Origin of the sequence: Pseudomonas graminis, from assembly GCF_900111735.1 — a bacterium.
Classification (GTDB): Bacteria; Pseudomonadota; Gammaproteobacteria; order Pseudomonadales; family Pseudomonadaceae; genus Aquipseudomonas; species Aquipseudomonas graminis.
Genome location: NZ_FOHW01000004.1, coordinates 56,209 through 78,474 on the forward strand (window position 1 = coordinate 56,209; position 22,266 = coordinate 78,474).

The 22,266-nt window shown below is 60.2% G+C and carries 17 protein-coding genes and 2 pseudogenes; 7 read left to right on the forward strand and 12 right to left on the reverse strand.

Features of this window, described 5'->3' with window-relative positions; genetic code table 11:
* Positions 1 to 131 precede the first annotated feature (131 nt).
* Entirely contained in the window at positions 132 to 1,871 is a 1,740-nt protein-coding gene (locus BMY98_RS04845) for a dipeptidase (protein ID WP_074885495.1), read from the forward strand.
* 65 nt (positions 1,872 to 1,936) lie between these two features.
* Here the strand turns inward: BMY98_RS04845 and BMY98_RS04850 are convergent, their stop codons facing one another.
* From BMY98_RS04850 to galU, 6 genes and pseudogenes are all read right to left on the reverse strand, one after another.
* The gene (locus BMY98_RS04850; RefSeq protein ID WP_074885497.1) at positions 1,937 to 2,242 is read right to left on the reverse strand and encodes a DUF1883 domain-containing protein; all 306 of its coding nucleotides are present in this window, start codon (positions 2,240 to 2,242) and stop codon (positions 1,937 to 1,939) included.
* 475 nt (positions 2,243 to 2,717) lie between these two features.
* Entirely contained in the window at positions 2,718 to 4,280 is a 1,563-nt protein-coding gene (ahpF, locus tag BMY98_RS04855; protein ID WP_074885500.1) for an alkyl hydroperoxide reductase subunit F, read from the reverse strand.
* A gap of 157 nt (positions 4,281 to 4,437) precedes the next feature.
* Positions 4,438 to 5,001, reverse strand: coding sequence for an alkyl hydroperoxide reductase subunit C (gene ahpC / locus BMY98_RS04860; RefSeq protein ID WP_065987199.1), 564 nt, complete (start codon positions 4,999 to 5,001; stop codon positions 4,438 to 4,440).
* Between the two features lie 200 nt (positions 5,002 to 5,201).
* A pseudogene (locus BMY98_RS04865) lies at positions 5,202 to 6,872 on the reverse strand (hybrid sensor histidine kinase/response regulator); the annotation flags it as partial.
* 159 nt (positions 6,873 to 7,031) lie between these two features.
* On the reverse strand, positions 7,032 to 8,387 hold the full coding sequence (gene gorA, locus BMY98_RS04870; protein WP_074885505.1) for a glutathione-disulfide reductase: 1,356 nt from the start codon (positions 8,385 to 8,387) through the stop codon (positions 7,032 to 7,034).
* Between the two features lie 147 nt (positions 8,388 to 8,534).
* Positions 8,535 to 9,365, reverse strand: coding sequence for a UTP--glucose-1-phosphate uridylyltransferase GalU (gene galU / locus BMY98_RS04875; RefSeq protein WP_074885507.1), 831 nt, complete (start codon positions 9,363 to 9,365; stop codon positions 8,535 to 8,537).
* A 349-nt stretch (positions 9,366 to 9,714) separates the two neighbouring features.
* On the opposite strand from galU, the gene BMY98_RS04880 reads away from it, so the two are divergent.
* Positions 9,715 to 9,900, forward strand: coding sequence for a hypothetical protein (locus BMY98_RS04880; protein ID WP_065987194.1), 186 nt, complete (start codon positions 9,715 to 9,717; stop codon positions 9,898 to 9,900).
* Between the two features lie 202 nt (positions 9,901 to 10,102).
* Positions 10,103 to 10,384, forward strand: a complete 282-nt coding sequence (locus BMY98_RS04885; RefSeq protein ID WP_065987192.1) for a hypothetical protein — start codon at positions 10,103 to 10,105, stop codon at positions 10,382 to 10,384.
* Between the two features lie 57 nt (positions 10,385 to 10,441).
* Here the strand turns inward: BMY98_RS04885 and BMY98_RS04890 are convergent, their stop codons facing one another.
* On the reverse strand, positions 10,442 to 10,798 hold the full coding sequence (locus BMY98_RS04890; protein WP_074885510.1) for a hypothetical protein: 357 nt from the start codon (positions 10,796 to 10,798) through the stop codon (positions 10,442 to 10,444).
* A gap of 202 nt (positions 10,799 to 11,000) precedes the next feature.
* On the opposite strand from BMY98_RS04890, the gene BMY98_RS04895 reads away from it, so the two are divergent.
* From BMY98_RS04895 to alkB, 3 genes are all read left to right on the forward strand, one after another.
* Entirely contained in the window at positions 11,001 to 11,306 is a 306-nt protein-coding gene (locus tag BMY98_RS04895; protein WP_074885513.1) for a DUF1883 domain-containing protein, read from the forward strand.
* A gap of 80 nt (positions 11,307 to 11,386) precedes the next feature.
* Positions 11,387 to 11,566 carry a hypothetical protein gene (locus BMY98_RS04900; protein ID WP_074885516.1) on the forward strand — a complete coding sequence of 60 codons (180 nt, stop codon included), beginning with the start codon at positions 11,387 to 11,389 and terminating at the stop codon, positions 11,564 to 11,566.
* Between the two features lie 30 nt (positions 11,567 to 11,596).
* Positions 11,597 to 12,274, forward strand: a complete 678-nt coding sequence (alkB, locus tag BMY98_RS04905; protein ID WP_074885517.1) for a DNA oxidative demethylase AlkB — start codon at positions 11,597 to 11,599, stop codon at positions 12,272 to 12,274.
* Positions 12,275 to 12,436: 162 nt separating this feature from the next.
* Here the strand turns inward: alkB and BMY98_RS04910 are convergent, their stop codons facing one another.
* The 4 genes from BMY98_RS04910 to BMY98_RS04925 all read right to left on the reverse strand — a co-directional run bounded on the left by BMY98_RS04910 (position 12,437) and on the right by BMY98_RS04925 (position 18,860).
* A complete protein-coding gene (locus tag BMY98_RS04910; protein WP_074885519.1) occupies positions 12,437 to 15,268 on the reverse strand; it encodes a type VI secretion system Vgr family protein in 2,832 nt (943 codons plus the stop codon).
* 522 nt (positions 15,269 to 15,790) lie between these two features.
* Positions 15,791 to 17,140: an APC family permease gene (locus tag BMY98_RS04915; protein ID WP_074885522.1), complete on the reverse strand. Its 1,350-nt coding sequence runs from the start codon at positions 17,138 to 17,140 to the stop codon at positions 15,791 to 15,793.
* A 307-nt stretch (positions 17,141 to 17,447) separates the two neighbouring features.
* A complete protein-coding gene (locus tag BMY98_RS04920; RefSeq protein WP_074885799.1) occupies positions 17,448 to 17,672 on the reverse strand; it encodes a DUF6555 family protein in 225 nt (74 codons plus the stop codon).
* An 801-nt stretch (positions 17,673 to 18,473) separates the two neighbouring features.
* Positions 18,474 to 18,860: a hypothetical protein gene (locus tag BMY98_RS04925; protein WP_245760019.1), complete on the reverse strand. Its 387-nt coding sequence runs from the start codon at positions 18,858 to 18,860 to the stop codon at positions 18,474 to 18,476.
* 323 nt (positions 18,861 to 19,183) lie between these two features.
* On the opposite strand from BMY98_RS04925, the gene BMY98_RS04930 reads away from it, so the two are divergent.
* Entirely contained in the window at positions 19,184 to 21,139 is a 1,956-nt protein-coding gene (locus BMY98_RS04930) for a putative bifunctional diguanylate cyclase/phosphodiesterase (RefSeq protein ID WP_074885530.1), read from the forward strand.
* 366 nt (positions 21,140 to 21,505) lie between these two features.
* Here BMY98_RS04930 and BMY98_RS27555 read toward each other — a convergent pair.
* Positions 21,506 to 21,700, reverse strand: a pseudogene (locus BMY98_RS27555) (helix-turn-helix domain-containing protein); the annotation flags it as partial.
* Positions 21,701 to 22,266: the final 566 nt, after the last annotated feature.

Genomic DNA, 22,266 nt, shown 5'->3' on the forward strand with positions numbered 1-22,266 from the left:
TTCACCCTCCAAGGCGACAGATATCAGCATAAGGACTCCCCCTGCTCCACCGGCGATGGTAGCGTGCGGTGGTTTCTGATCGAACGATCAGACATTTCTCTCAACATGCCTGCCAAGGAATGCCCCACCCAATGGACTTTTCGCTCAAGCACCTCGCCGCCGCCACAATGATGTTCGCCGGCGTCTGCGCCTTCACACCGGCTGCCTTCGCCAACCTCACCGCGCAACAGAGCAGCACGATTGTCGGCAGCTTCAAGGAAAACACCGTCACTGATTTCCGCCAGTTCCTCAAGACCGTCAGCACTACCGACGTGGTCAAGGCGGCGGGCATCGAGCCGGCGATCAATGCCTTCCTCGCCAACAAGAAGCTGTCTGCCGATGAGCAGAACGACATCCATCGCCTGCTGGGGGTTTATGCGCGGGTAAAATACGGCAGCGCCGCCACCGAAACCCTGCGAGAGCTGGTCGCGATTCCCACGTTCCAGACCGAAGGCGTCGCCCAGCACGACAACCCGGCGTTCGTGAAGATTGCCGAGAAAATCAAAACCCTCGCCCAGTCGTTCAACCTGACCTTCCGCAACATCGACAACCGCGTCTATGAAGTGTCCCTTGAAGGCTCAAGCCCTGAGGTAGTGGGGATCCATGCCCACGCCGACGTGGTTCCGGTCACCCGGGAAAACTGGGTGCTGGCGGACGGCACTCGTCTCGACCCGTTCAAAGTCACCCTGATCGGCGACCGCATGTACGGCCGCGGCACCGAGGATGACAAGAACGGCATCGTCGTCGCGCTGTACGCCATGAAGGTGATCAAGGAAGAGAAGCTGCCACTGGCGCGCAATTTCAAGCTGCTGATCGACACCACTGAAGAAACCTCCGGCGACGCCATTCCCTATTACTTCGAACGTAACCCGACGCCGGCCTACAACCTGGCGCTCGACGGCAGCTACCCGGTGGTCATCGCGGAAAAGGGCTACGGCACGGTCATGGCCAGCTTCTCCGGCCGCACCGCAGAAGGCACGGGTGCGGAAATCACCTCGATGACCGGCGGCATGGCAACCAACCAGATCCCGTCGAAATCAGTCGTTACGCTGGTCACTGATCGCCCCGCCGAGCTCGCGGCCGAGCTGCAAAAAGCCGGCGCCGAGTACGCCCAGCAAAACGGTGGCAACTTCAAGGTCGACGCGCAAGTGGCCGACAAGGACGTCAAGCTGACTGTCACCGGCGTGTCGGCGCATTCCTCCGAGCCAGAGTCGGGGGTCAACCCGGTGGCGCGGATGCTCGATTTCATCAACGGTCTGGACGGTAAAGTCGCGCTCAAGCACAACGCGATCACCGACGCCGCGCGTTATGCCGCTGACAACTGGGGCCTCGACTACCTGGGCAGCAAACTGGGCGTCGGCTTCAGCGATGAGTTCATGGGCCCGCTGACGGCCTCGCTGACCTACGTGGCGATGGACGACAAGGCCTTCAAGCTGGCGGTCAATCTGCGCGTGCCAAGGGGCAAATCACCGGAAGCGCTGAAGGCGGAAATCGCACAGAAGCTGACGGCGTGGACCCAGCAGAGCCACATCACGCCGGGCTTCGATTACTCGATCGCCGAGCCGATGTACCGCAATCCCGAAGGCGAGTGGGTCAAGGCGCTGCTGGCCGTGGCCACCGAAAACCTGGGCATGGAGCACAAGTTCGGCACGTCCGCCGGCGCCACCTCAGTGCATGAACTGCCCAACGGCGTGCAGTTCGGCCTTGCCAAACCTGACGTTAAATACACCGGTCACACCGACGCCGAGTTCAAGACCACCGAGCAGTTCCTGCTGGACTTGCAGATCGTCACCGAGATGATGGGCCGCATCGGGCAACTGCCGAAGCTCTGATCGTTCAGCCTCAGGCCCGCTGCCATGGCGGGCCTGATTCGCAGCGAATGCAGGGACGTCAGGACTCAGTTCTGAAGCTTCGAGCCTGACCGGCGCACGATCTTGATCGAGTGTTTGAGGTTGGGCTTGCGGGTCACGCTGATCGCCCGTTGGGTGACCGTGTCCAGGGTGATGTTCCAGAAGCCGGTGCTGGGCACGACGATCTTCGCCGGAAAGCGGTCGAAGGCGCCGCCGTGATAAGTGTGCCGACCGCCGTTCTTGAAACTGCGGAAGTTGGCATCACTCATGAGGCGGATATTGCAGGCGTTCGAGGACTCGATCACCACGATGTCGCCTTCATTCAGGTGTTCGCGTTGGTGGATGAATTTCACGGGGATACCACGGCAGAGTTGAAAACGGCCGCGAGAATATCACGGAGAACTGGCCCGGAAGGCAGTGCTCCCTGAACGCCTAAACCAGAGACCAAAAAAAACCTCATGATCGCTCATGAGGTTTTTCTGTTTCTGGCCCTTGGTTCAACGGTATGGCCGACGCCTTCCCGGCTGAAGCCGGTCCCACAAGTCGGCGTACAACCGCTGCCCCTCTGGATGCATGGGCCGCTGTTAGTGGGACCGGCTTCAGCCGGGAAGAGGCCGGTGTGTACGCCATCATTTTTGCAGTATGGCAACCGACGCCTTCCCGGCTGAAGCCGGTCCCACAAGTCGGCGTACACCCAATCCCACTGAATGCATGGGATGCCTTTAGTGGGACCGGCTTTAGCCGGGAAGAGGTCGGTGTGTACGCCATCATTTTTGCAGTATGGCGACCGACGCCTTCCCGGCTGAAGCCGGTCCCACTAATAAACCATCACGCCGGGGCGCTGGTGCGGATCAGGTGGTCGAAGGCGCTGAGGGAGGCTTTGGCGCCCTCGCCGACAGCGATCACGATCTGCTTGTACGGCACGGTGGTCACGTCACCGGCAGCGAAGATGCCGGGGATGGAGGTCTCACCGCGTTGATCAATGATGATCTCGCCCCGTGGCGACAGCTCGATGGTGCCCTTCAGCCATTCGGTGTTCGGCAGCAGACCGATCTGCACGAAGATGCCTTCCAGCTCGATGGTGACTTCTTCACCGGTGAGGCGGTTCTTGTAGCGCAGGCCGTTGACCTTCTGGCCGTCGCCGGTTACTTCACTGGTCAACGCGCTGGTCAGCACCGTCACGTTGGGCAGGCTGTGCAACTTGCGTTGCAGGACCGCGTCGGCGCGCAGGTTGGCGTCGAATTCCAGCAGGGTCACGTGGGATACGATACCCGCCAGGTCGATAGCCGCTTCCACACCGGAGTTGCCGCCGCCGATCACCGCGACGCGCTTGCCTTTGAACAGCGGACCGTCACAGTGCGGGCAGTACGCAACGCCCTTGTTGCGGTATTGCTGCTCGCCCGGGACGTTCATTTCGCGCCAGCGTGCGCCGGTCGCCAGAATCACGGTCTTGCTTTTGAGCACGCCGCCGCTGGCGAACTTGACCTGGTGCAGCTCGCCGTTCTTGCCCGGAATCAGTTGCTCGCCGCGCTGCAGGTTGATGACGTCCACTTCGTACTGCTTGACGTGCTCTTCGAGGGCAACCACCAGCTTCGGCCCTTCGGTGTGCTGCATCGAAATGAAGTTCTCGATCGCCATGGTGTCCAGCACCTGGCCGCCGAAACGCTCGGCTGCCACAGCGGTGCGGATGCCTTTACGGGCTGCGTAAATCGCCGCCGACGAACCGGCCGGGCCACCACCGACAACCAGCACGTCGAAGGCCTCTTTGGCATTCAGCTTCTCGGCCTGACGGTCGCCGGCACTGGTGTCGATCTTCGCCAGAATTTCTTCCAGGTTCATGCGGCCCTGGCCGAACAGCTCGCCATTCAGGTAGATGCTTGGCACCGACATGATCTGGCGGTCGGTGACTTCCTGCTGGAACAGACTGCCTTCGATGGCGACGTGCTGCACGTTCGGGTTGAGCACGGCCAGCAGGTTCAGCGCCTGGACCACGTCCGGGCAGTTCTGGCAGGTCAGCGAGAAGTAGGTTTCAAACTTGAACTCACCGGTCAGGCCGCGGGCCTGTTCGATGGTGTCCTCGGAGGATTTGGACGGGTAGCCGCCGACTTGCAGCAGCGCCAGCACCAGCGAGGTAAATTCGTGACCCATTGGCAAACCGGCGAAGCGCAGCTTGATGTCCTGGCCCGGGCTGTTCAGGGCGAAGGACGGCGTGCGTGCATCGCTGCCATTGGTGTCCAGGGTGATCTTGTCGGAGCTGCTGACGATGTCGTTGAGCAGTGCCAGCATTTCCTGGGATTTTGCGCCGTCGTCAAGGGACGCAATGATCTCGATCGGGCGAGTGATCCGCTCCAGGTAAGATTTCAACTGAGCTTTAAGATTGGCGTCCAACATGGTTCGGCTTCCTTCTTCACTTTCAGGTCTGGATACGTTTCAGGATCTAGCGGGTTCTACAAAAAAAACGCCCGAGCGATAACCGCCCGGGCGTTTTTTGGGGGCGATGCGGTTTACGTGCTCACGGGCTCATCGCCCCCGATCCGGTCATGACGACTTAGATCTTGCCGACCAGGTCCAGGGACGGTGCCAGAGTGGCCTCGCCTTCTTTCCACTTGGCTGGGCAGACTTCGCCCGGGTGTGCAGCAACATACTGAGCGGCCTTGATTTTGCGCAGCAGCTCGGAAGCGTCACGGCCAACACCGCCGTCGTTCAGTTCGACGATTTTGATTTCGCCTTCCGGGTTGATCACGAAAGTACCGCGGTCAGCCAGACCTGCTTCTTCGATCAGGACGTCGAAGTTGCGGGAGATTTTCAGGGTCGGGTCACCGATCATGGTGTACTGGATTTTGCCGATGGCTGGCGAAGTGTTGTGCCAGGCAGCGTGGGCAAAATGGGTATCGGTGGAAACGCTGTAGATTTCGACGCCCAGTTTCTGGAACTCGGCGTAGTTGTCCGCCAGGTCTTCCAGCTCGGTTGGGCAAACGAAGGTGAAGTCAGCCGGGTAGAAGAACACCACAGACCATTTGCCTTTCAGGTCGGCGTCCGACACTTCTACGAAGTTGCCGTTCTTGAAAGCAGTTGCCGTGAACGGTTTGACTTGGCTGTTGATGATAGGCATCAGTGAATCTCCTGAGGGTTGTGAAAATGGGGTGTTACAAATTCGATGGGGAGGATACTACGCAAAATCGTCGGCAGGGACTCATTGGCAAAGCTCATGCCGATGATTGGTTTTGACTATGAAGACGCTTTATTAATAGAAGGCGTTGTAGAGCAGGATCCGGTGGTGCCGCCCGTCAATTCATTCGGGAGGCATCCTGGCTAAAGCCGGTCCGGTGACGACTCGATGAGGCTTCGCATGCGCACGGCAAGTTCGTCGATACTGAAGGGTTTGGTGAGCAGATCCATGCCATCGTCGAGGAAGTCTCCCCGTACTTCGGCCTCCCGCGCATAGCCGGTGATGAACAGCACCTTAAGTCCCGCGCGATGCTGGCGGGCCACTTCCGCCAACTGGCGCCCATTCAGACCCGGCAGTCCGACGTCCGTGACCAGCAGATCAATGGGCTCGGCGCCCTGCAGAACGATCAGCGCCTCATGGCTGTCGCAGGCCACGCTTACGCGATAGCCCAGATCCTTCAACACATCCACCACCAGCATGCGCACGTCAGGCTCGTCTTCGACCACCAGCACGCGCTCCCCCAGGCTGGCGCGGGGCGGCTCGATGCTGCGCTCAACGGAGGGCGGACGCTCGGCATCGTCGTGATGGCAGGGCAACAGCAAATCGATCCGCGTGCCCCGCCCTTCTTCGCTGGCAATGCTGACCCGGCCGCCAGTCTGGTTGATGAAGCCGTAGACCATCGACAGGCCCAGCCCGGTGCCCTGCCCGATCGGCTTGGTGGTGAAGAACGGATCGAACGCCCGCGCGATGACTTCGCTGGACATGCCCTGTCCGGTGTCCTGCACACGAAGGCGCACGTAGTCACCCGGCGCCAGCGCATCCTGCAACAAGGCAATATGGGTCAGCTCGGTCTGAATCAGCAGCCGACCGCCATCGGGCATCGCGTCGCGAGCGTTGATGACCAGGTTGAGCAAAGCGTTTTCCAGCTGATGCTCATCGGTGTTGGTCAGGCACGAGATCGTGTGCAGATCGACCTCCAGCTCGATGCTTTCGCCAATGGTCCGGCGCAGCAGTTCTTCCATCGACGTCACCATGTGGTTGACGTCGACGGGCCTCTGATTGAGGGACTGGCGACGGGCGAACGCCAGCAGCCGATGGGTAAGCGACGCAGCGCGGTTGGCCGAGCCCATGGCCGCCTCAATGTAACGATCGATCTCCGACACGCGCCCTGCGGCCACCCGACGCTGAATCAGGTCCAGCGCGCCGAGCACGCCGGTGAGCATGTTGTTGAAGTCATGGGCGATGCCGCCAGTGAGCTGGCCGATGGCGTCCATTTTCTGCGCGTGGCGCAAGGCCTCTTCAGCCTGGGCACGTTCGTTGATTTCGACCTGCAGGCGCTCATTGCTTTCCGCCAGTTCGCGGGTGCGCGCGGCGACGCGCTGCTCGAGGCTCTCGTTCAGCTCGCGCAACGCGTCTTCGGCACTGACCTGCGCCGTGATGTCCGTGCTGGTGCTCAACCAATGAATGATGCTGCCGCGCTCGTCGCGGATCGGCAACGCACGGGACAGGAACCAGCGGTACTGGCCGTCCTTGCCGCGCAGCGGGAACGTGTCCTCCCACAACGAGCCGGTGGCGAAGCAGCGCTGCAGGCGCGACTCGACCCGCTGGCCATGGTCAGGGTGATGCAACGATCGCCAGCCCAGCGCCATCATCGCTTCGTACGAGGTGCCGGTGTAGCTGTACCAGCGTTCGTTGTACCAGTGGATGCGCCCGGCGGGGTCCGCGATCCAGGCCAACTGACTCATGTTGTCGGCGAGGCTGCGAAACTGCCGCTCACTTTCCTCAAGCGCTTCGGTTCGGGAAAGCGCCTGGTCATCAGGTCCTGCTGGATTCAAGGGCATGGCTGCCGAAAAACTCGTGCTGGTCAAAGAGTGGGTCCGTCCCTAAAAACAATGGCTGGCCCGGCTCCCTCCATGGAGGCCGGACCGTTCACGTGTGCGGCGCGATGCTCGGCAGCACGTGGCGGGTGATGCTTAGCGCGTCGGTGTGCGCATGGTGACGAACTCTTCCGCCGCCGTAGGGTGCACGCCGATGGTGTCGTCGAAAATCTGCTTGGTGGCGCCGGCCTTGAGTGCGATCGCCAGGCTCTGAATGATCTCGCCTGCGTCAGGGCCGACCATGTGGCAACCCAGCACGCGATCGGTCTTGGCGTCGACCACCAGCTTCATCAGGGTGCGCTCCTGGTTGTCGGTCAGCGACAGCTTCATCGGCCGGAACTTGCTCTCGAACACCTGCACCTCATACCCGTCCTTCATGGCTTCGGCCTCGGTGAGACCGACCGTGCCGATGTTCGGCAGGCTGAACACGGCGGTGGGAATGTGGCGGTAATCCACCGCACGGTACTGCTCGGGCTTGAACAGGCGCCGCGCGACCGCCATGCCCTCGGCGAGTGCCACTGGCGTCAGCTGCACGCGGCCGATGATGTCGCCGACGGCGATGATCGACGGCTCGGTGGTCTGATAGTCGCCGTTGACCTTGATGAAGCCCTTGTCATCCAGTTCGACGTTGACGGTGTCCATGCCCAGGTTGTCGAGCATGGGACGGCGCCCGGTGGCGTAGAACACGCAATCGGTGTTGAACGTGCTGCCGTCGTTCAGGCTCAGTTGCAAGGTGCCATCGGACAGCTTCTCGATGCTGTTGATTTCGGTCTTGAAGCGAATGTCCATCTCGCGCTTGGCGAGTTCTTCATGCAGATGGGTGCGCACGCTCTCGTCGAAGCCGCGCAGGAACAACTCGCCGCGGTACATCAGCGAGACGTCAGCGCCCAGGCCGTTGAAAATCGAGGCGAACTCCACGGCGATGTAGCCTCCGCCGACCACGACGACGCGCTTGGGCATCTGCTCGAGGAAAAACACTTCGTTGGAGGTGATGGCGTGCTCGCGCCCCGGGATCTCCGGCACCTGGGGCCAGCCACCGGTGGCGATCATGATGTGCTCGGCGGTGTGGACCTGGCCGTTGATTTCGACTTCGTGCGGGCCGCGCAGCCGTGCGTGGCCTTCCATCAAAGTGACGCCGCTGCTGTCCAGCAACTTGCGGTAGACGCCATTGAGGCGACTGATTTCATGGTTCTTGTTGGCGATCAGGGTGGGCCAGTCAAAATGCGCCTCGCCACTGCTCCAGCCATAGCCTTTCGCTTGTTCGAAGTCTTCGGAATAGTGCGCGCCATAGACCATCAGCTTCTTCGGTACGCAACCGACATTGACACACGTGCCCCCCAGATAACGGCTCTCGGCCACGGCCACGCGCGCACCGAAACCGGCGGAAAAACGCGCCGCCCGGACGCCGGCCGAGCCTGCGCCAATTACAAAAAGGTCAAAGTCGTAACTCATGTGGATCTCCTAAGGGAGGCGTTAGCATAACCGCTTGAGCGCGCTCGGCAAGTTCCGCAGGACAGAAACGACAAAGCCACCCGGAGGTGGCTTTGTCTTACATACAGCGGCGTGGCAAAAGCCAGTACACCTGCTGTCATGCGCTGATTACAGTTCTTTGTAGAAATGCTCGAAGCAGAAGTTGGTGGCTTCGACGTAGCCGGCCGCACCGCCACAATCGAAACGCGTGCCTTTGAATTTGTAGGCCAGTACGTTGCCTTCAGCAGCTTGCTTCATCAAGGCGTCAGTGATCTGGATTTCACCGCCTTTGCCCGGCTCGGTGTTTTCGATTTTCTCGAAAATGTCCGGCGTCAGGATGTAACGACCAATGATCGCCAGATTCGAAGGAGCATCTTCAGGCTTTGGCTTCTCGACCATGTCGGTCACGCGGAACAGGCCAGGCTTGATCTCTTCACCCGCGATCACGCCGTATTTGTGAGTCTGATCGGCAGGCACTTCCTGAATGGCGACGATCGAGCATTTGTATTGCTTGTGCAGCTTGACCATCTGCTCCAGGACACCGTCACCGCCGGGATTGACACACAAGTCATCCGCCAGAACCACGGCAAATGCTTCGTTGCCAATCAGGGGCCGGCCGCTGAGAATTGCGTGGCCCAGACCTTTCATTTCGGTTTGACGGGTGTAGGAGAAGCTGCATTCGTCGATCAGTTTACGGATGCCGACCAGGTATTTTTCTTTGTCGGTGCCTTTGATCTGGTGTTCGAGCTCGTAGCTGATATCGAAGTGGTCTTCCAGCGCGCGCTTGCCGCGGCCGGTGACGATGGAGATTTCGGTCAGACCGGCCTCCAGCGCCTCTTCCACGCCGTATTGGATCAGTGGCTTGTTAACAACTGCCAGCATCTCTTTGGGCATGGCCTTGGTCGCTGGCAAAAAGCGAGTGCCGTATCCGGCTGCAGGGAACAAGCATTTCTTGATCATATAAATCCTTGATGAGCTGGGGGTGTTGCGGCGCAGTCTAATGAGGCGGCGATAACCTTACAATGCCGCTACTGGCCGTTCGCTGCCTAGGTAGAGGAACGCTGACGCAGATAGTTCCGCAAATAGTTCCGCAGACAACTCAGCAACCAGCTCCCTCGCCACGCTTCACCCACTGATTATTGGAATTCCATGCTGTCCTTCGTACGAGGGCATCCAGCGCCGCGTAACCGCCGTTCGGTGACCTTCGCAAGCGTAGCCCTGTTCGCCATCGACCGTGGGAAATTGTGCGATTGCCCTTTGGCATTTGCCGATTATCATGGGCGCCTGAATCACTAATCGAGACAAGTCGATGTCTGAAGTCAAAAGCGTGAACGGGTACCAGATCAAGAAACTCCAGGACGGCCAGTGGTGGCTGGTCGGCCACGACGGTGAAGCCGTGGCAGGCCCGTTCTCCAGCGAGAGCAGCGCCATTGAAGTCGCCGCCGTGTTCGAAGACACGCCGGCCCCGCGCCGCCGCGCTGACAAGAAAGACTGATAACCTCGCCCGGCCAGCCCCGCAATGGGGCATGGCCCAGGCGCACGTCAGACCCAGCGGTGCCCATGCGCGGTTAAATCAGCGCGCGCACCCTGCAAAAAATGTCGGGTGATGCCGGAACGATGGCACTCACCCCAAGTCTGAGACTAGCAATCTCAAAGCAGCACACCCCACACCGGCCCTCATCGCGAAGCATTCCACCATGATCAAGATCTTATCCGTCATTGCTGTACTGGCCCTGACCGGCTGCGCGACCGCGCAGAACACCTACCTCAAAGACGGCAAGCAAGCGCTGAGCATCGACTGCTCCGGCGAAGCCATGTCCTGGGCCGCCTGTTACGAAAAGGCTGACGCCTCCTGCGCGGGCACCGGCTACAACATCGTCAGCACCAACGGCACGCCGCAACCCAAGGAAGATGACAAGACCCTGGGTGTAGATGTCGGCAATTACAAAAACCGCACGGTACTGGTGGTCTGCAAATAACATCCCTCGCCGTTTACCGCTTGCACCGGGTCACGTTTCAATCGCCTGCAAACCGCGTCACTCGCCCGAGATACACGCCGTCACGGCGTGCTGCACATCTTTGGGCCGCAGCGGGTTGTTCGACATGCGCTCGAACAGCTTGATCGAGCTGCCGCTGGAACGGTTCTCGATGTCGACGATGGCAGCAGGGTCACTGCTCAACAGCTTCTGTGGAACGATGATACGCAGCCCTTCATGGTGCGGCTCGATCTGCGGCGGCTTGCGGCTGTCCGAGATGCGTCCGACGAAGCATGCCGCATAGTCCTTTGGCGACTTGCCGGACATGACACTCATGGTCGCCGGGGTGTGTTCAATGTCAGTGACTGTGGCGCAGCCGGTCATCGCCAGGGCCAGAATAACAACCGCCAATTTCATACAATCCCTCCAGTAAAGGTGCTTACGACAAGCCTGACCCGGATTAAATCCCGCGCGTCTGCTTTTTTACCCCCCGCTTCGCTGTCAGCGCTGCGTCGACAGGGGCTGAGGAGCGCGCAATAAAACCCGCCGGGATGATCAACGCCCAGGCTCGCCGTGCTATGGTTTCGGGTTTTCGAGAACGCTGTCTCCGGAGACACCCATGAAATTCGTCCACCAGCGCGAGCACCTCAACGAAGACGACATGGTCGTCATCGAGTGCTCCCAGCTTTGCAACATACGCCTGATGAGTGATGCCAACTTCCGCAGCTTCAAAAACGGCGGTCGTCACACCTACCACGGCGGCGCGTTCGACCGTTTCCCTGCCAAAATCGCGGTGCCCAGCACCGGCTTCTGGAACATCACCATCGACACCGCTGGCCGCAAACTGGACAGCAATGGCGGGCGCAAAACCGCGTTCACCCATTCGATCAAGATCGTCCGCCGCTCGTCCTCGCGTCTGAGCTGATGCGCCATTGAATACCGGTTGGCGTGAAATCTTTGTGTTTTTTTTGCGAACATCCGGTCAGCATTTCCAAGGAGTCAAATGTGAGCACCCCTGCCCCCGTCGTCAAATATGCAATCAGCTACAAACTCAACGGTGAACGTCGTTTCGAGTTTGCCCTGTTGCAGTCGCCTTCCCCCGATGAAGCGCTGGCAGCCCTGCAGAAGATGCACGCCGACGGTGACGATGTCATCAGCGATGTGAAGGTCAGCAAAGCGCTGTAGGCGAAATCCGGACAGGGGAAGCCCATGGTAATGCGGCACAAAAGCACGACGCCGACGACCCTTGATCTGTTCGCGGAGGATACGCCGCAACCGCCTTCGCGGGAGCAGATCGGGCCGCAGTCGTTCGTGTTCCGTGGCTTTGCCCTGCCGTTTATCGAGCAATTGCTGCCTGCCTTGGCGTCAGTTCTGACGCAGGCGCCGTTCCGCAACATGGTCACGCCCGGTGGTTACACGATGTCGGTGGCGCTGAGCAGTTGTGGGGATTTCGGCTGGACCACCGACCGCAGTGGCTACAAGTATTCCCCGATCGATCCCCACACGGGTCAGCCATGGCCGGCGATGCCCGGGGTGTTCATGGAGCTGGCAGTGGCGGCGGCTGCGGCGGCCGGGTTTGCGGCCTTTGTGCCTGATGCGTGCCTGATCAATCGTTACATCCCCGGGGCCAAGATGTCGCTTCATCAGGATAAGGATGAACGCGGTTATGAGTGGCCGGTGGTGTCGGTGTCACTGGGGCTGCCGGCGATGTTTTTGTTTGGCGGGCATGAGCGCAGTGATCCGACCCAGCGGGTGCCGTTGTTTCATGGGGACGTTGTGGTGTGGGGCGGGGTTGACCGGCTGCGCTTTCATGGGGTGATGCCGGTTCGGCAGGCGGAGCACCCGCAGTTGGGGGAGCAGCGGATTAATTTTACGTTCCGCAAGGCGCGGTGATCAGGATCGAGGTTTAAACCCCGATCCACCATCAAGCATCCCGGTGATGGCTGGCCTGCGCCTGAGTGACGAAGCCATCAAGCGCACCTCAAGCTAAAACCTGATCGAAGTGCACAACCGCCACTTGAGACTCGCACCCGTCGATGCCCGCCCTCATGACAATTAGTCCCTCGCCAGCAGATCCGGCAACTCCAGCAAGCTCTCGTCCGCCGTCGGCACTGGCAGGCTCGGAAGCTTCCCGCTTTTGATTATCCCGGCGAGGAGGCTCGAGGCCATTGGCAGGGCCGCAGTAGCAAGCACTGGCAAACCCAAACCCGCTGCACGGGCGTCAACCGCGTCCGTGACCACTTGCGCAACATCCCAGTTCTTGCTCGGCAGCCCCTCAGTGACTGTGGCCTCTAATTGCGCCGGAACATCGCCTGCACTGGGCGGCATGACCGGCCATTCTGGCTCGCCGATAAAGCTGCCCTGGGTCCAGGTGTCCGCCGGGTCCTTGCCGAAGGCCACTTTGCCAGGCCCGGGTGCAGCACCGGAAACGGTGGCGAATCCCTGGGCATCCAGCGAGCCTTTGAGCCGCTGACCCAGGGCGTCGATCACCTCGAAGCCGCCGCCCTGGATGCCTTGCTGACCCGCGTACTGGTTGAACAACTGAAGGTCGCCCTCGCCCGGTTTCAGTGGCTCGGGGAACACCCCCGCGAGGCTTTTCGCCGAGGTGTAAGCAAAGTTGGCAGCGTGGGCAGTGTACGGGCCGGTGGTGACGTGGGTGATGCCGGCCGCGTTGTAGGTGGTGGCGCTGCCGCCGCCCTGGATCACCAGCTCGGTCTTCGCAGTGAGGGTGATGCGCTCGGCGTTCGCGGTGATATTGAGTTTGGCCAGGAGGTTGATGCTGTCTTTCAGGGCACGCACGTCAATGTCGCCGGACGCCGCGACCAGGCGCCAGCCTAGGCTTTGCACAAACAGGCGCATGCCCTGGCTGGCGCTCGCCAGCAGGCGTTTACCCACGGAAAAGCTGGTGTGTCCCGTGCTGCTCAACGCCAGGTGTTCGCCGGTGGCGATGTGGCTCGAACGCGGCGTGGTCAGGGCGATACCGGCCGGGCTGGCGAGGACCAGATGGGGTTCGGTGAATTCGGGAAATTCGTTGGCACTCGTGTTCACCGGGCCGCTGCCGAGCACGCCTTGATGCTGGGCGTGCAGGGCCTTGGCAACGTCATCCTGATCACCGGGCTCCTGGGCCTGCAATTCCTTGGCCTGCAGCGCGAAGCCGTCCTGCTGATCGGCGGCAGTGGCCAGGCGTTCGGCGGTTTCCGGCAGGTCCTTGTGGTGTTTCGATTCGTTGGGACGCGGCTCGGTGGTGATCAACAAACCCGCCGCGGCCCGGACGGCGCCGTGGCGGTCGGTGCGCAGCTCGAAACCTTCGCCTCTGGGCTGGCCACCGGCGGGTCGCGGATGGGTCAGGTAGCCTAGGTTGATGGCACTGGCGCCGTGATCGCTGCGCAGGGCAATGCTGATCTCGCTGGTGGTGTCGTCGATGCGCAATTCGTTGGCGCGGCTGCCCTTGTATTCCTTGCTCTTGACCGTCGCCACGGTCTTGAAATCCGGCAGTTTGTAGGGCGGCAAGTGGGCGCCGTGGTATAGGCAACCGGTGATGAGGGGCTGATCGGGATCGCCTTCGAGGAAGGTGATCAGGACTTCCATGCCGACCCGCGGCAGGTTGATCGCACCGAAGTTCTGGCTGGCCCAGTTCGAAGCCACGCGCATCCAGCAACTGGTCTTGTCGTTGTGCTCGCCTTCGCGATCCCAGAAAAACTGCACCTTCACCCGGCCGTGCTGATCGCAGTAAATCTCTTCGCCTTCAGGGCCGGTGACCACCGCGCTTTGTGTGCCCGGCACCTTGGGCTTCGGATGCTCCAGCGGTGGCCGGTAGTGCACGTCCCACGGCGTCGCGGTGAAACGGTTGCGATAGCCCTGATGGAAATCGCTTTTCAAGTCAGTGACGTCGCTGGTAATGACTTCTTCAAGCACTTGAGGCTGTTTGCCCTCATGGAAGACCTCGGTCAGCAGCCACAGGTCATTCCACACAGGGTTGGCGTGTCCGGTCAGGGCGAGAAAGTGGCCGCTGACCAGTCGTGGCTGATCGCTGCTGCCTTCGGCCAGGCGATAGTCGCTGCGATGTCGTTCGAGGGCGCGATTGGCCAGGTGTCGGCCACGTTCGCGATCGGCGAAACGGCCGGGATAGTCGTAATCTTCGAGGTCCGGGGCGGCGGCACTTTTGGCGCTGCATTCCAGCTGGAACCTGGGCTTGGTGAAGTCGTAATCACGCCGCGTGGTGCGGCTGGTGCGGGTGTTCATGCGCAGGCCGAAGCGCTTTATCACCCGCGCGTCGGCGACCAGTCCGGTGTCCTGCTGATAGAGCACCGGCGCCAGTTTCGGGAACACCGTCTGGTCGTCGCCGAACACCAGCAAATGGCCCTTGGCGCTGTGCTGAAAATGAAAGTGAATGCCTTCCTCTTCGCACAGGCGCTGGATGAAATGCAGGTCAGACTCGTCGTACTGCACGCAGTAGACCCGCTCGGGGTAGGTCGCACCGAGCTGGAACCGGTAATCGATGGAGAGAATACCGTGCTCTTCCAGCACCTGACTGATGATCTGCTGCACCGTCATCTGCTGGAAAATGCGCTGGTTGATCCGGTGCGCCAGGTAAGCCAACTGCGGTCGCAGGGAAATCCGGTAGCGGGTCAGCCGCTTGCCGGCATCACCCTGGGCGATGCTGTAAGCCAGCCCGTGAACCCCGGTGCCGTCCTCGGCGAGCTGCAGGAATGTCTGCCCGTGCAGCAGGCTTTCAAGGTCGAGCGCGGCGTTTTCGCTGACCAGTTCCAGCTCGAATTCAAACGGTTGGTTGAGGCGCTCCAGGCCGGTGAACGACAGCACTTGAAACAGCGTGTCCTGCCCGTTGAGGGTCAGGCTGAATTGGGCTTGGTTGGCCGGTGCGAACATCCTTTGTTCCTTATGCGCTGATGCGGCAGACGTTGATGCAAAGGGCGATCACCGGCTGCGAGTACGAATGCATGAAGGACAGCGAACCGCCTCGCCTTTGCAGGCGTCAGTGGTGCTGTCCGCGGTCTGAACATCGGCACTGATCGTGTTGATCGCGTGCCCAGAGGACGACGGAGATATCAAACGCCGTGCCAGACATGGCCCAGCGCTTATGGAACAAGGGTTTGCGGGGATGCTTGCAGGGAAACGCGATGTTCGGTCAGAGATCCCGAGGGAATGTGCGCAAGAAGTTGCGCACCCCTGCGCAACTTCTTGCGCACTCCCCTACAGGCCAAGAACGGCGCGGCCTGTAGGGTGGTGAGCAGGTAATGACCGAGGATTGACTGCGCAACTTCTTGCGCATGATGGCGATGGGAAATGACGCGGAAGCAAGGATTGTTAAAGCGGGCTAAGTGGCTAAAGCGGATTCAGTGGCGCGGACAGGATCGGCGCCATTGCGGCGCCGATCCCTTTAACACCAGATCAATACTCGGCGTCGGCATCGGCCAGTTGGGTATTGAACTGAGGTCGTGTCCCGCCCAGTCGCGCAAGGAAATACAGCGCCACCCCCACCAGCATGAGCGCCCCGGCACGCAGCCAGGTTTCGGCGCTTTGCTGGGTCAGCAGAACCACGCAGGACACGATCGCCAGCACCGGCACCCACGTCGGTACGCGGAAATGGTCAGCGTCGACAACATCACGACGCAACACCAGCACCGCCAGGTTGGTGCTGATGAACACGAACAACAGCAGCAGGACCACGGTTTCCGCCAGTGTTGCCAGCGAGCCGGTCAGCGTGAGAATGATTGCGACCACTGTGGTCGCGACGATGGCCACCCACGGTGTCCGCCGCTCCGGCAGCACTTTCGACAGCGCGTTTGGCAGCAGGCCCTGGCGCGACATGCCGTACGCCAGTCGACTGGACATGATCATGGTCAACAGCGCGCCATTGGCCACGGCCACTAGCGCGATGAAGGCGAACAGCCGCGGCGGGATGCCGAGGTGCGACGCCTTGACCACTTCCAGCAGCGGCGCTGAGGAATGCACCAGTTCCTCGATGGGCATGACCGTGGCGGCCGCAATGCCGACGCCCATGTAGATGGCCCCGGCGATCAGCAGCGCCCCGAACAAGGCGCGGGGGTAGACCTTACGCACGTTGCGCACTTCCTCCGCCAGATTGGCCGAGGTCTCGAAGCCCACGAAGGAATAGAACGCCAGTAACGCCGCGCCGAGCACGGCGAATGCCGGGTTGACGCCCTCCTTGAATTGCACGGCGCGGGACAAATCCGCGTCGCCGGAGCGGAAGAACCACACAGCGGCGACGATCACCAATAACAGGCCCGAGACTTCAATCACCGTCATCACCAGATTGGCGGACAGCGATTCTTTGATCCCGCGCGCATTAAGCAAGGCAATGACCACCAGGAAGATCAACGCCACGATATGAGGTGGCAGCTCGATGAAGGGGGCCATGTAATCGCCCGCAAACGCCAGAGACAGCCCCGCTGCGCTGGTCACGCCCGCGGCCAGCATGCAGAAGCCCACCAGAAACGAGATCAATGGCGACTTAAACGCTTTACCGGCAAACACGGCGGAGGCGCCGGCATGAGGGTATTTGGTGACCAGTTCGGCGTAGGAACCTGCGGTGAGCAGGGCGAAGCACAGCGCAATGAGCAGTGGCACCCAGATCGCCCCGCCCACTTCACCGGCAATGGTCCCGGCCAGGGCGTAAACCCCGGCGCCCAGAACATCGCCCAGAATGAACAGCAAGAGCATCGGCCCTGTGACCGCACGTTTCAGTGCTCGGCTGGGTTGTGGCGGCTGCGATGTCATGGGTAGCTCCGGCGGTGTGGCGGGGTGGGGATTAACGTCAAGGCTGACCCGACTGGACGACGGAAGTTTTGGGTTCAGGAGTGTCGGGGAGATTAGCGGTGGTTTTATAGCGTTGGAGAAGGCTGGCACCGGCCCTTCCCGGCTAAAGCAGATCCCACCGGCGCAAGGCTATTCACCCAGGACGAGCTGTAGCCGGGACGGGACACGTGTGCGCAAAGGGATGAAATGGCAACTTCCAGGGACTGCTTATATTTACAGCCCTTGACCGTAAACCTGCGCTGTCCCCGGTTTGCATAGGGCGTCGGACCTACGCCGGTTTCCAGATCACCGCATCTATGCCCAATCGCTCGGCTTTGGGCTTGGACAGCTTGATGGCTCTGTCGCTCCGGTACTTGGGAATGTCAGCGACGCCAGCGTCCACTCCAGCCCAGTGCCACGCCTCAGCGTTGTCCATTTGCTTGGCGCACACGTAGAACCATCGTGCCTTGCCATGGAAAAGGTATTCGATGCGGTAGTGTTGGGTATGTTGCATGGTCTTGATCTCGTTCACAGGCTTGATGTCGTTGTTTGGTTTCCATCTCGGGTGGACAACTGACTCACCGCACGGGTAGCGCTGCGGACTAGGGATCCGCCTGTGGTGCTGTGGACAGGTTAACGGCGCCCGGGCGCGAGGGCTTAGGGGCATGCGTGACGTGGGCGCGGCCGAAGAGGTGCGTCCAACGGTCCGTTGTGAAGCCCGTCATCCAATGCGCCGCAGCCGATGAGTCCAATAAAGACAAGGTCGGACTGAAACAGGTCAGGTTCTTCTCAGGGGATAACCGCATTGAAAGTCTCCATCATTGAGGCCTCAAGCTTCCAATGGCGGCTTCGTGCCGCTTTATGACCGGGCTGCGAATACGTTGAGTCAAGAGATGCCAACAAACAGGCCCTGCAACAGCCCGGTAAAACGTTGACCGGATCAGATCTCCGGATGTTCATCCTGGATTTAACATTTCGGGACGAGCGGTTTGATAGCTGTGCTACTCCCTCCTTAGTTGAACTCGCGCTTCAACCAAAGAGATGTATTAAGTAGATCGACGCGCGCAACTCATTCGTTCGAATAGGTACAGAGGGCCAACGACTTATACTGCGCGTGCTCATCCACGATGCATGAAGCCCTCTTCGCCTTAAACAGCGCCGCTCACCGCCTTAGTTGCCAACTGTAAAAAGTGCCCAGCCCCTCATTTGATATTGAAGAGCCATCATTACAACCCTCAACAACCATCCAGCCAGTCCATAGGACGACCAAAATCATCATCTGCCGGAAACAGATGCGGACGGGTGTGCGGGGGTTCTAGTCAGCGTAAGGCAGGCCCACGGACTCACCCGCCGCAATGCGCTCGGCATAATCACGTCCGCGCTCGAGCCCCTGCTCGACGGTCCATTGCGACACCGGCAGACTCTCCCTATGCTCCACCACTCTTTCTCCGTCCGCTGCGTAAACGCACACCAGTACGTCGACGACGTCGCCATTGATACGCGCCCTGACTTCCAGTTGACAGCCATTTTCTGCAGCCTCGGTGTAGTTCTCATCGCTCGCCGGTAACTGCGTCCACTCGTTATAAACATCGCCGCGCGCAAACATGAAATGTTCCTTGGTCTGATCGTTATGGATACTGGTCAATAGCATTGACTGGGGCGACAGCGAATGATTCCAGCGATCAAACCCGAGCAGAAGCACTGCGTGGGTCCGGCCCGATACGCCGCTTGATTAGTTACGCGGTTGGACACCTGAAATCGAGTGAAGCCAAACCCGCTCCCGCGAATACTCATTCCAGGCGTTAGTCAGTGTCATAGCGACTCGCCACGTGGCAAGTGGCTTCACTCTCCGCGCCCTGCCCCTTCAGAAATCCCCACGGTGACAAGTTGCTCCTGTGACAGAAACCCCTGCCGCTACAGAATCTCGCTGGGCCGCCGATAGCTCGGGATAGTCATAACGTTTTGCAGCGCTGCAAGTTGTGAGGTTGTCATTTTTTTGAAATTGCGCGCGTTGGGTCCCTATTTATGAAATTCCCGTCTCTAGATCAATTGAAAGCGCTGGTGTGCGTCCAGCGCGGCAACACGCGGCTGATGGAAGCGCAATACATCGCGCTGTCCAGACAGCTGCCCATGATGTACGTCATTCTGCTGATCAACACCCTGGCCCTCGCCGCAACCCATTACGGCGTCGCGCCGCTGTGGCTGACGGTCTACATCCCGCTATTGCTGACCCTGGTGGGTGCTGTGCGAGCGGTCCTTTGGTGGCAGAGCCGCAGTCAGCCCATTACCACCGAGCAGATCTTCAGAAAACTGACCCGCACCAATCAGCTGACGGTGGTCATCGCCTTCGGCTTTACGATCTGGGCGCTGCTGCTGTTCCCCTACGGCGACACGTACACCAAGTCCCATGTGGCCTTCTACATGGCGATCACGGTGATCGTCTGCATCTTCTGTCTGATGCACCTGCCCTCCTCGGCGATGATGACCACGGCGGTGGTCAACATCGCCTTCGTCGCGTTTTTTGCCAATGCCGGCAACGCGACGTACACCGCCATGGCGGCCAACGTGTTCCTTGTCTCCCTGGCGATGATCGTGGTCCTGCAGAACCATTACGGTGAGTTCACCCGGCTGGTGAACATGCAGATCCAGACGGAAAAGCTCAGCGATGAAAACCAACGGCTGGCCAACGAAGACAGCCTGACCGGTCTGCCCAACCGACGACAGTTTTTCAACCTGCTCGATCGTACGCTCAGACAGGCCCGACAAGACGACACGCGACTGGCGGTGGGGATGATTGATCTGGACGGTTTCAAGCCGATCAACGACTCCTATGGCCACGGCGTAGGCGACAAGCTGTTGCGTCAGGTCGGCCAGCGTCTGCGGGCGTTTGCCAGTGAGCAACTGCACGTGGCGCGGCTGGGCGGCGATGAATTCGGGCTGATCGTCATCAGGGCCGGTGACGAAAGCGAGCTGATCAAACAGGGCCAGTCGCTGTGCCGCACCATGCGTCTGCCCTTCGTGATCGGCGACATACAGGTCAGCATCAGCGCTTCAATGGGCCTCGTGGTGTTTCCGGACCTGGCGAGCACACCGACCGAGGCTTACGAATTCGCCGATTACGCCCTCTACACCAGCAAGCGCGAGACGCCCGGCGAGTTGTGCATGTTCTCCGCCAGCCAGCATCAGCGTCTCAAGCGCGACATGCTCACCGAGCAGGGCTTGCGCCAGGCCAATGTCGCCGAAGAATTCACCCTGGTGTTTCAGCCCATCGTCGACATCCGCACATCACGCACCGTGGCGTTCGAAGCATTGGCCCGGTGGATGAGTCCAAAGCTGGGCAACGTCGCGCCGGGGCACTTCATCGGCGTGGCCGAGCGGATTGGTCTGATCAACCGACTGACACCGCCGCTGCTTGAAAAAGCCCTGAACGCCGCGCTGCTGTGGCCTGCCGATGTGAGGCTGGCGTTCAACCTGTCGGCTCACGATTGCTCGTCGATGGACGCTGTGGAACAGCTGATCGGGGTGATCCGCCAGAGCGGCTTCGACGCCACGCGGCTTGACCTGGAAATCACCGAAACCGCCGTCATCAAGGACCTCGTTCAGGCGCAACGGGCGATCAACGCGTTCCGTGAACTGGGCTGCGGCATTTCCCTGGACGACTTCGGTACCGGCTACTCAAGCCTGACCCAGCTCCACGCCCTGCCGTTGACCAAGCTGAAGATCGACCGCTCGTTCATCACCGACATTCACCAGAACCCCGCGAGTTTCAAGATCGTCAAATCGCTGCTGGCGTTGAGTCAGGACATGGAATTGCAATGCGTCAGCGAAGGCGTGGAAACCGAGGCGGAGCTGGAGGCCTTGCGGACCCTGGGCTGCACCCTGGTTCAGGGCTACCTGTTCTCACGGCCGATGCCCCTTGAGCAGACCCTTGAGTGGGTCGGCTCACCGCCAGGCGTGCCTGCCGCGGCGATCGTTCTGTGAGACGGTTACGTTAAGGAATCAGCGCCGCCCACGGCTGCTACCAGGCCAGGATCGCAACGGGCGTTGCGATCAAGCGCTTTGCTGGACTTTCATCATGGCCAGGCCGATGAAGCGGCGTGAGTCTTCCTGAAAGTCCCGCACCTGGGCGGCAAACTGCTCTTCTCTGACGTCCACGTGGCGCGGGCTGAAAAAGGTGGCGACGTCGGCAATGACCTGGGTTGTGTCGTTGAGGCTCTGGTGCAGCGTGCCCAGAATCCCGACCGCATTGCGATTTGAGATGATCACCTCGCGGTTATTGCTCGGGAGCGTCCTGTCTGAAGACGTCGGATCATCGGCATCCAGTCTGCCCGCAGTACCCAGCAGGGCGCTGCCGGAGAACAGATAATGCATGTCGACGCCAGCGTCACAGACGCGCTGAAGGTAATCGGCCTTGGGTGATCGATGGCCACTTTCGTAGTGACCTTGGGCGTTAGGTTCGACGCCGCCGATTCTGGCGAACGCTATCTGCGTCAGGCCTAACCGTTTGCGTTCTTTTCTCAAACGCGATCCAAGCTTTTCCATGAGCAAACTCCTGCTGAATTCACGCCACACGATGGAGCGGTGGGTGCAATGGGGGGCTGGAGTGCGAGCTTCCTGGGTTAGCGAAACAGCCTCGTACGGTGGGAACTCAGCACCTTACAGCGTTTGCAACATGAGCGAACGAATATTTGGCCGGCATCACAGTCACCCGGTTTTAATTCCTGCCCTCCCCCGATGTGCCCTCATCAGACAGAAAAGAAGCGGCGCTTCCAATCCCCGCCCGTTATTCGGCTGAGTGTGCGCAACACGATCGATGAAATACACGCAGTCATTGTTCGCCTTCCACTCATTGACACCGCAATGTGCAAACGTTTCCCCCCATACGAACACGTTTGCGCAAACGGGCCGACGATCGGTAGATCGGCATCTAACGCTTGTTTTTTCCATATAGACCAATGACTTGGAAAATATCTTTTTTGTCATATAGACAAACGTCAAAGTATTATCCGTTGATCTCGGATGGATTCGACCTAAATTAGTGGCAAGCAGATATCACTCAAACAAGAAACAAAGTTGCTCCTGGCTCAGTGAATCAGGCGGCTGGTATG

Bases quoted from the DNA above. Each gene is read 5' to 3' on its own strand.
- BMY98_RS04880 (WP_065987194.1), top strand. From the start codon at position 9,715: ATGTCTGAAGTCAAAAGCGTGAACGGGTACCAGATCAAGAAACTCCAG.
- BMY98_RS04910 (WP_074885519.1), bottom strand. From the start codon at position 15,268: ATGTTCGCACCGGCCAACCAAGCCCAATTCAGCCTGACCCTCAACGGG.
- ahpF (WP_074885500.1), bottom strand. From the start codon at position 4,280: ATGTTGGACGCCAATCTTAAAGCTCAGTTGAAATCTTACCTGGAGCGG.
- gorA (WP_074885505.1), bottom strand. From the start codon at position 8,387: ATGAGTTACGACTTTGACCTTTTTGTAATTGGCGCAGGCTCGGCCGGC.
- BMY98_RS04930 (WP_074885530.1), top strand. From the start codon at position 19,184: ATGAAATTCCCGTCTCTAGATCAATTGAAAGCGCTGGTGTGCGTCCAG.
- BMY98_RS04895 (WP_074885513.1), top strand. From the start codon at position 11,001: ATGAAATTCGTCCACCAGCGCGAGCACCTCAACGAAGACGACATGGTC.
- BMY98_RS04890 (WP_074885510.1), bottom strand. From the start codon at position 10,798: ATGAAATTGGCGGTTGTTATTCTGGCCCTGGCGATGACCGGCTGCGCC.
- BMY98_RS04845 (WP_074885495.1), top strand. From the start codon at position 132: ATGGACTTTTCGCTCAAGCACCTCGCCGCCGCCACAATGATGTTCGCC.
- BMY98_RS04915 (WP_074885522.1), bottom strand. From the start codon at position 17,140: ATGACATCGCAGCCGCCACAACCCAGCCGAGCACTGAAACGTGCGGTC.
- ahpC (WP_065987199.1), bottom strand. From the start codon at position 5,001: ATGCCTATCATCAACAGCCAAGTCAAACCGTTCACGGCAACTGCTTTC.
- galU (WP_074885507.1), bottom strand. From the start codon at position 9,365: ATGATCAAGAAATGCTTGTTCCCTGCAGCCGGATACGGCACTCGCTTT.
- alkB (WP_074885517.1), top strand. From the start codon at position 11,597: ATGCGGCACAAAAGCACGACGCCGACGACCCTTGATCTGTTCGCGGAG.
- BMY98_RS04920 (WP_074885799.1), bottom strand. From the start codon at position 17,672: ATGCAACATACCCAACACTACCGCATCGAATACCTTTTCCATGGCAAG.
- BMY98_RS04885 (WP_065987192.1), top strand. From the start codon at position 10,103: ATGATCAAGATCTTATCCGTCATTGCTGTACTGGCCCTGACCGGCTGC.